Below are 7,483 nucleotides of genomic sequence, written 5' to 3' on the forward strand. Positions count from 1 at the left end.
GTGCGGGCCTCGGCGATCACGGCAAACCCGCCTGATCGGTTTCGGACACCGGGCCCGCCCGCGGGGGCCCGCTCGCCGGCCGGCCCGGCCGTTGCGGAAACGGATGCGCTCGGGCCGTCCAGGGCGGCCATCGCGGGATGTGCGCCGGACCGTGCGCCGACCAGCGCCGTCGCGTAGCCCGGCATCCCCGCTGCCGTCTTCCGGAGCGGCCCGTCGGAGCGGAGGCCCGGTAGGGGCGAGGGCGCGTTCCGTGCGGCGAGGACCTGGCCGACCGCCTCCGGCAGACCGGCCGCCTTCAGCGTCGGCCGGTAGCCGCTCTCCGCCCACGGCCGCCCGTGGTGCAGCCAGACGCTGCGCAGCCCGGTCAGTTCGGCACCGGCGATGTCGGCGGGTGCGTGGTCCCCGATCATCCAGGTGTGTTCGGCCCAGTCCCCGGTGGGTGCGACGCCGCACCGTTGGGCGGCCATCTCGAAGATCAGCGGGTCCGGTTTGACGCAGTCGGCCTCCTCGGAGATGACCCAGCCGTCGACCAGCGGGCCCAGTCCGGTCCGCCGGATCTTCTCCAACTGCGGCCGGGTGCCGCCGTTGCTGACGATCCCGAGCGTCCACCCGGCCGCCCGGGCGGCTCGCAGCGCCTCGATGTTTCTGGGCGGGCAGTGGATGTGGGAGTTGATGCCGCGTCGGTAGTGGGCAATCAGGAAGTCGGCCGAGACGTCCAGCCCGTAGCGGCGCCGGACCGCCGACAGTACGGTGCTGCGCGGAACGTATCCGCCGCCGTCGAGGGTGACGAACCACTCGAGGTCGCCCGGCGGGAGATCGTGTTCGGACAGGAAGTCCTGCGCCCAGGCCCGATAGGCGGCGTCCCGGGGCAACAGGGTGTTGTCGAGGTCGAACAGGAGCAGGGGCATGCCAAGCATGGTGCCAGCGGCCGAGCCTATGCACCTGGCAAATGCCAGACGGCGTCGCGAAGCCGTACGGAGTGGCCGAAACGGCCTCCGTACGCCTGCGGCGGGCGGTGACGCGCGGGCCGTCCGGGGCTGTTGGGGCAGGTCGGACGTCACGGTTCGCGATGCGCCGCAACGGATCGTCGCCGATCCATGACAGTCCGGTCACGGTGTCCCGTGGGGCTGTTGCGCCGCCCGGTCCGCTCAGTCAAGCTCCAGGGAACCTCCTTTCCGGAGGGGGCGCGATCGCCTGTGGGCGGGGCGCACTGCCTCGGCGGGCGCATCCCCCTTTCGCGGGAACAACGTCGCTCAGGGGCTTCCTCGCTGGGCGGGGCCCCAGGCCCGTCGTACTCTGAAAGGAACAGGTCACATACGGTGCTGCGCGGCGCAGACCGACGTCATCCCGTGGGCGGGCCTGCTGCCCGGGCAGCGTTGTTCTCCTCTCCTGTCGGCCCCTCTCCATCGAAGAGCCGTGAGCCATGGCTGGTTTTGAGCCTCCCCGACCGGTCGAACCGGACACGCCCCGCAGCGTGGGCCCGGCGGGCGGGTCTGCCTGCGACCGTCCCGACGGACCGGCCGAAGTCCGCGCCGACCGGCGCGGTGACGACGGCCGTGATCGCCGCAGTGGCCGCCTCGGTGAGGGCCGCGAAGGCGGTCCCGACGACGACCGTGACGACGGCCGCGACGGTGGCCACGACGCTGGCCACGGCCACGGTCGCCGGGACGGCGGCGCGGGCGGGTCTGTCGGCCCGCGAGCCGATGAACGAGTCGATGGACGAGCTGACGCGCGCGCCGAGGCCCCGGGTCGCGTCCCGGGCGTACGGACGGGACGCGAGCGAGCCGACGCCGCCGAGGAACCCGATGCGGCCGGAGCGGCCCGCGCGGTCCAGCCGACCGGCGTGGCGCAGCCGACCGACGCCCGGCCGGCCGAGCCAGGGGAGTCCGGCCCGGGGCGTGACGGCCCGCCGGGCTTCGCGCGCGCTCTTCGCGGCCTCGCCCGTCGGGGCAGCCTCGCCCGCCGTGAGCGCCAGGGGCCCCGCCAGCGGCGTGGCGAACCCCCGGCCGACCCTGCCGGGTCTCCGGTGACGGGCCGCCTGGGCCCGGGCGCCGAGCGTCCGGAGGCGGCTGCCGGCGCGGCCGGCCCGCTGGGTGGCCACGCCGAGCCGTCCGGGCAGGAAGCCCCGGCGCCGTCCCTCGACCCGGTGTTCCAGCACGGTGTGGTGGTCGGCTTCGACGGCTCGCTGTCGAGCGAGCGCGCTCTCGCCTACGCCGTCGGCATGGCGCGCCGTTCGCAGTGCGGTCTGGTGATCGTGCACGTCGCCAACCGTCTGCCCGCCACTGTCTGGGCAGGCTGCGAGCCACCCGTCTTCGTCGACCTCCCCGACCACCGGACCGAGGTCCTCGGACTGGAGCTCGCCTGCGCGGACTTCCTCACCGGGGTGCCGTGGATCCTGGTCGAGCGCGGCGGGGACATCTGCCACGAGATTGAGGAGGTCGGTCGTGAGTACGCCGCCGACGCGATCGTCGTCGGCACGACGCACGGCCTGCTCGGCAAGATCTTCGGCTCGGTCTCCGGACGGCTGGCGCGGCGGGCCAACCGTCCGGTGATCGTGATCCCCTGAGGCCTCTCGTTCCCGAGGCTTCTCACGAAGCCTCCCCGAGGTCTCCTCCTGCTGCCTCCTCCATCGTCGGGCTCCCCCAACTCTGTGCGCGGGGAAGCGCGTTGAGTGGTACGTGACCCGGTGGGCGCGGCTCAGGAGGTGACCGTCAGGGTGTGGTCGTCACGAACCGACGCCGAGTTCCCGGGCGATGAGCATGCGCTGGACCTCGGACGTGCCCTCCCCGATTTCCAGGATCTTGCAGTCGCGCCAGAAGCGGGCGACCGGGAATTCGTTCATGAAGCCGTACCCGCCGTGGATCTGGGTCGCCTCGCGGGCGTTGTCGACGGCGGCCTCGGACGAGTACAGCTTCGCGATCGCGGCCTCCTTCTTGAACGGTTCACCGTGCAGCAGCCGGGAAGCGGCGTCCCGCCAGGCCAGGCGGGAGGTGTGGGCGCGCAGCTCCATGTCGGCAAGCTTGAACTGGATGGCCTGGTTGGCGCCGATCGGCCGGCCGAAGGCCCGGCGCTCGCCGGCGTACTTCACGGACTCGTCGACGCAGCCCTGGGCCAGGCCGGTGGCCAGGGCCGCGATCGCGATGCGGCCCTCGTCGAGGATCCGCAGGAACTGGGCGTAGCCTCGGCCACGCTCGCCCAGCAGGTTGGCCGCGGGAACGCGGCAGTCGGTAAAGGACAGTTCGCGGGTGTCGGATGCGTTCCACCCGACCTTCGAGTACTTCTTCGAGACCTGGAATCCGGGGGTCCCGGTGGGCACGATGATGGAGGAGATCTCCCGCACAGGCGAGCGGAATTCGCCCTCTTCACTCGAACGAGCGATCGGTTCGGTGAGTGCGGTGACGGTGACCAGGCCGGTGATGTCGGTACCGGAGTTGGTGATGAAGCACTTGGTCCCGTTGATGACCCACTCGTCGGTGGCCTCGTCGTAGCGCGCCGTGGTGCGGGTGGCCCCCGCGTCCGACCCGCCCTCCGGCTCGGTGAGGCCGAAGGCGCCGAGAAGTTCGCCGGAGGTCAGCCGGGGCAGCCACTCGCGCTTCTGCTCCTCGGTGCCGAACCGGTGGATCGGCATCGCGCCGAGCGAGACGGCGGCCTCCAGGGTGATCGCCACCGAGGAGTCGACGCGGGCGAGTTCCTCCAGGGCGAGGCCCAGGGCGAAGTAGTCCCCGCCCATGCCGCCGTACTCCTCCGGGAAGGGCAGGCCGAAGAGCCCCATCCGCCCCATCTCCCGGACGATCTCGTAGGGGAACTCCTCCCGCTCGTAGAACCCGCCGATCTTCGGCGCCACCACGTCCTGGGCGAACTCGGCGACGGTGCGCCGCAGTTCCTCGTACTCGCTGCTGAGCCTGTGGTCGAGCATGGTGATCCTCCTGGCGCCCGGCCGGGTCGGCCGCGGACGTGAGCGGGGTGACCGGCGCCCGTCGGACGGTGTGACGGACGCGCGGTGTGATGTGAGGGACGGGTGTCGGGCGGTGCGGGTGGTGCGCGGCGCCGGCCGGGTTGCGGGCGGTCGGCGCCGGGACGGGTGCGGGCGGGTCAGCTCCCGGTGGAGCCGAGCAGCGCCTGGACGGCGCGGGAGGGACTCGGGCGGCCGAGGCGCTCGGCCATCCAGCCGCTGGTCGCGACGAGCGCGCGCAGGTCGACGCCGGTCCGGATGCCGAGTCCGTGCAGCATCCAGACCAGGTCCTCGGTGGCCAGGTTGCCGGTGGCGCTCTTCGCGTACGGGCAGCCGCCCAGGCCGCCCGCCGAGGCGTCCACGGTGGTGACGCCCTCGCGCAGTGCCGCCAGGGTGTTGCTGAGCGCCTGGCCGTAGGTGTCGTGGAAGTGCACCGCGAGCCGGTCGACCGGGACGCCGGCCCGCTCGAAGCCCGCCAGCAGGGCGGTGACCTGGCCCGGAGTGGCCACCCCGATGGTGTCGCCGAGGCTCAGCTCCGCGCAGCCCTGCTCCAGCAGCTGCACGCCGTACCGGACCACCTGGTCGACCGGGACGGGGCCCTCCCACGGGTCGCCGAAGCACATCGAGAGGTAGCCGCGGACCGCGACCCCGGCCTCGGTGGCCCGGGCCACGACCGGGCGGAACATCGCCATGGCCTCGTCCGCCGAGCGGTTGAGGTTGCGGCGGGCGAAGGTTTCGGTGGCGCTGGCGAACACCGCGATGTCGGAGGCGTGATGGGCGAGCGCGCGGTCCAGGCCGCGCTCGTTGGGCACCAGCACCGGCAGCCGCAGGCCGGGGTGGCGCTCCGGCAGGCCGGCGAGCCGGGGGAACAGCTCCTCCGCGTCGGCCAGCTGCGGTACCCATTTCGGGTGAACGAAGCTGGTGGCCTCGACGGTGCGCAGCCCGGCGGCCGCGAGCCGGGCGATGAACTCGGCCTTCACCTCGACCGACACCGAGGACTTCTCGTTCTGCAGGCCGTCGCGCGGTCCGACCTCGTGGATCCGGACCGCCTCGGGCAGGCCGGGGGCGCGGACCGGGTCGGGCAGGCCCAGGTCGAGGGCGTCGGGCTCGCGGGCGGTGGCGGTCACGACCGGACCTCCGCGGGCTCGGCGGGGGCGGCGACCGGGTCGGCCGCCGCGTCCTCGCCCGCCGCGTCCTCGACCGGGGTGACCACGACCAGCAGGTCCTCCATCGCGACGGTGGCGCCGGCGGCGGCCCGCAGTTCGCTCACCACGCCGTCGTGCGGCGCGGCGATCACGTGTTCCATCTTCATGGCCTCCAGCACGAGCAGGGGCTGCCCCTTGCGGACCGTCTCGCCCGCCGTGGTCTTGACGACGGTCACGGTGCCGGGCATCGGGGCGGTGAGGGCTCCGTGGTGCGCCCCGGCCCCGGCGGCGCTCTCGACGACCGGGTCGTAGGCGTGCAGCGGCCAGGCGTCGCCCTCGATGCCGAGCCAGGTCACCGGTCCGGCGGCGAGGCCGGGGGTGGCGTCGGTGGCCAGCGAGAACGTGGTGCGGAGGCCGTCGACGGTCAGGTGCAGCCGGTCGCCGGCCAGGGTCGCGCGGGCGCGGTGCGCGGCGCCCTCGTCGAGCCGGAGCTCCACCTCGCGGGTGGTCCCGGCGGAATTGTCAGTGGCATCGGCTACGTTGCCCGCAGTGATCGAACGGATGCGCACCGCCACCGGGTCCTGGCCGGGGGTACGGAGTCGGTGGGTGGTCCAGGCGGGGGTGCCGCCCAGGCGCCAGCCGGAGGGAAGGGAGAACGGGTCGGTCCAGCCGTCGGGGTCGGCGGCCGGGGTGAGTTCCAGGTGCCGTGCCAGTGCGGCCGCGTAGTAGAGGAGGTGAGCGGGTGACGGCGCTTCGACCGCCGAGGTCGGGTCCGCCGCGGCCGCGTCCGGGGTGATCGCGTTCGCGGGGGAGTGCGGCGAGGTGAGCAGGGCCGGCTGCTCCTGGGCCGTCCGCTCCACCAGGCCGGTGTCCAATCGGCCGGCGGCGACCTCGGGGTGTGCGAGCAGTCGGCGCAGGAAGCCGGTGTTGGTGGTGATGCCCAGGATGCGGGTGTCGGCCAGCGCCGCGCGGAGCCGGCGCAGCGCGGTCGGGCGGTCGGGCCCGTACGCGATGACCTTGGCGAGCATGGGGTCGTAGGCGCTGGTGACGACGGTTCCGGCGGCCACTCCGGAGTCGACGCGGATGCCCTCGCCCCGGGGCTCGTCCAGGGTGAGGATGCGGCCGCCGGTGGGCAGGAAGTCCCGTTCCGGGTCCTCGGCACAGATGCGGGCCTCGATGGCGTGGCCCAGGAAGGAGACGTCGGACTGGGTGAAGGAGAGCGGTTCGCCGGCGGCGACGCGCACCTGCCACTCGACCAGGTCGAGCCGGGCCGAGTCCGCGCCGACCGCGACGGCGAGTTCGGTGACGGGGTGTTCCACCTGGAGACGGGTGTTCATCTCCATGAAGAAGAAGTCCCGAACCCCCTCGGCGTCGGAGGCGGCGGCGTCCGGGTCGATGCCGGGGACGATGAACTCCACGGTGCCGGCGCCGGTGTAGCCGCAGGACTCCGCGGCGCGGACGGCCGCGGCGCCCATCGCGGCGCGGGTCTCGGCATTGAGGAGAACGGAGGGAGCCTCTTCGATCACTTTCTGGTGGCGGCGCTGCAGGCTGCACTCGCGCTCGCCGAGGTGGACGGTGGTGCCGTGGGCGTCGGCCAGCACCTGCACCTCGATGTGGCGCGGCCGGTCGACCCAGCGCTCCAGCAGCAGGGTGTCGTCGCCGAAGGCGGTGCGGGCGACGCGGCGGGCGGCGGCGATCTCGGTGGGCAGGTCGGCGCGGTCCCGCACGAGCCGCATGCCCTTGCCGCCACCGCCGGCGGACGGCTTGAGCAGTACCGGGTAGCCGATCTCGTCGGCGGCGGCGACGAGTTGATCGTCGGTGGGCGCGGTGGCCCGGCTGCCGGGGACCACCGGGACACCTGCGGCCCGGACGGCCTCCTTGGCGTTGATCTTGTCGCCCATCAGCTCGACCGCACCGGGAGGAGGCCCGATGAAGGCGAGGCCCGCGTCGGCGCAGGCGCGGGCGAAGCCGGGATTCTCGGCGAGGAAGCCGTAGCCGGGGTGGACGGCCTGGGCGCCGGTGCGGCGGGCGGCGTCGAGGATCCGGTCGGTCCGCAGGTAGGTCTCGGCCGCCGAGCTGTCGCTGCGGTCGGCCGGGCCGAGCCGGACCGCGACATCGGCCTCGCGGACGTGCGGCGCGTCGGCGTCCGCGTCGCTGAACACGGCGACCGAGCGGATGCCGAGCCGCCGCAGGGTGCGGATCACCCGGAGGGCGATCTCGCCGCGGTTGGCGACCAGAACTGTGTCGAACATGGGAGGCGTTCCTCCGGGTCGAGGGGAGCCGTACGAAGGAGGTGGCGGTGGGCGGTCGGGGGGGGGAGAGAAAAATAGAAAGGGGAAAAAAGAAGGAAACAAACAAAAGGGAGGAGCGAGACGATGGAGGGAGA

The 7,483-nt window shown here is 73.4% G+C and carries 6 protein-coding genes; 1 reads left to right on the plus strand and 5 read right to left on the minus strand.

The features are described 5' to 3' along the window. Nucleotides 1-908: HAD family hydrolase (locus ACFVGO_RS36760; protein WP_380636485.1), on the minus strand; the 908-nt coding region annotated here is incomplete at its 3' end. 434 nt (nt 909-1,342) lie between these two features. Then, nucleotides 1,343-2,158 (minus strand): hypothetical protein, encoded by an 816-nt coding sequence (locus ACFVGO_RS36765; protein ID WP_380636501.1) that lies wholly within the window; start codon nt 2,156-2,158, stop codon nt 1,343-1,345. Between ACFVGO_RS36765 and ACFVGO_RS36770 the strand changes: the two genes are divergently transcribed. After that, entirely contained in the window at nt 2,090-2,566 is a 477-nt protein-coding gene (locus ACFVGO_RS36770; RefSeq protein ID WP_380351429.1) for a universal stress protein, read from the plus strand. The two genes, ACFVGO_RS36765 and ACFVGO_RS36770, sit on opposite strands and share 69 nt — an antisense overlap. 159 nt (nt 2,567-2,725) lie before the next feature. Here ACFVGO_RS36770 and ACFVGO_RS36775 read toward each other — a convergent pair whose 3' ends face one another. The 3 genes from ACFVGO_RS36775 to ACFVGO_RS36785 all read right to left on the minus strand — a co-directional run bounded on the left by ACFVGO_RS36775 (nt 2,726) and on the right by ACFVGO_RS36785 (nt 7,349). Beyond that, a complete protein-coding gene (locus ACFVGO_RS36775; protein ID WP_380636486.1) occupies nt 2,726-3,916 on the minus strand; it encodes an acyl-CoA dehydrogenase family protein in 1,191 nt (396 codons plus the stop codon). Between the two features lie 176 nt (nt 3,917-4,092). Then, nucleotides 4,093-5,079, minus strand: coding sequence for a hydroxymethylglutaryl-CoA lyase (locus tag ACFVGO_RS36780; RefSeq protein WP_380636488.1), 987 nt, complete (start codon nt 5,077-5,079; stop codon nt 4,093-4,095). Further along, nucleotides 5,076-7,349 (minus strand): biotin carboxylase N-terminal domain-containing protein, encoded by a 2,274-nt coding sequence (locus ACFVGO_RS36785; RefSeq protein ID WP_380636489.1) that lies wholly within the window; start codon nt 7,347-7,349, stop codon nt 5,076-5,078. The genes ACFVGO_RS36780 and ACFVGO_RS36785 overlap by 4 nt, the downstream gene beginning before the upstream one ends. Nucleotides 7,350-7,483: the final 134 nt, after the last annotated feature.

It is taken from the genome of Kitasatospora sp. NPDC057738, from assembly GCF_042798815.1.
Taxonomy (GTDB): Bacteria; Actinomycetota; Actinomycetes; order Streptomycetales; family Streptomycetaceae; genus Kitasatospora; species Kitasatospora lactacystinica.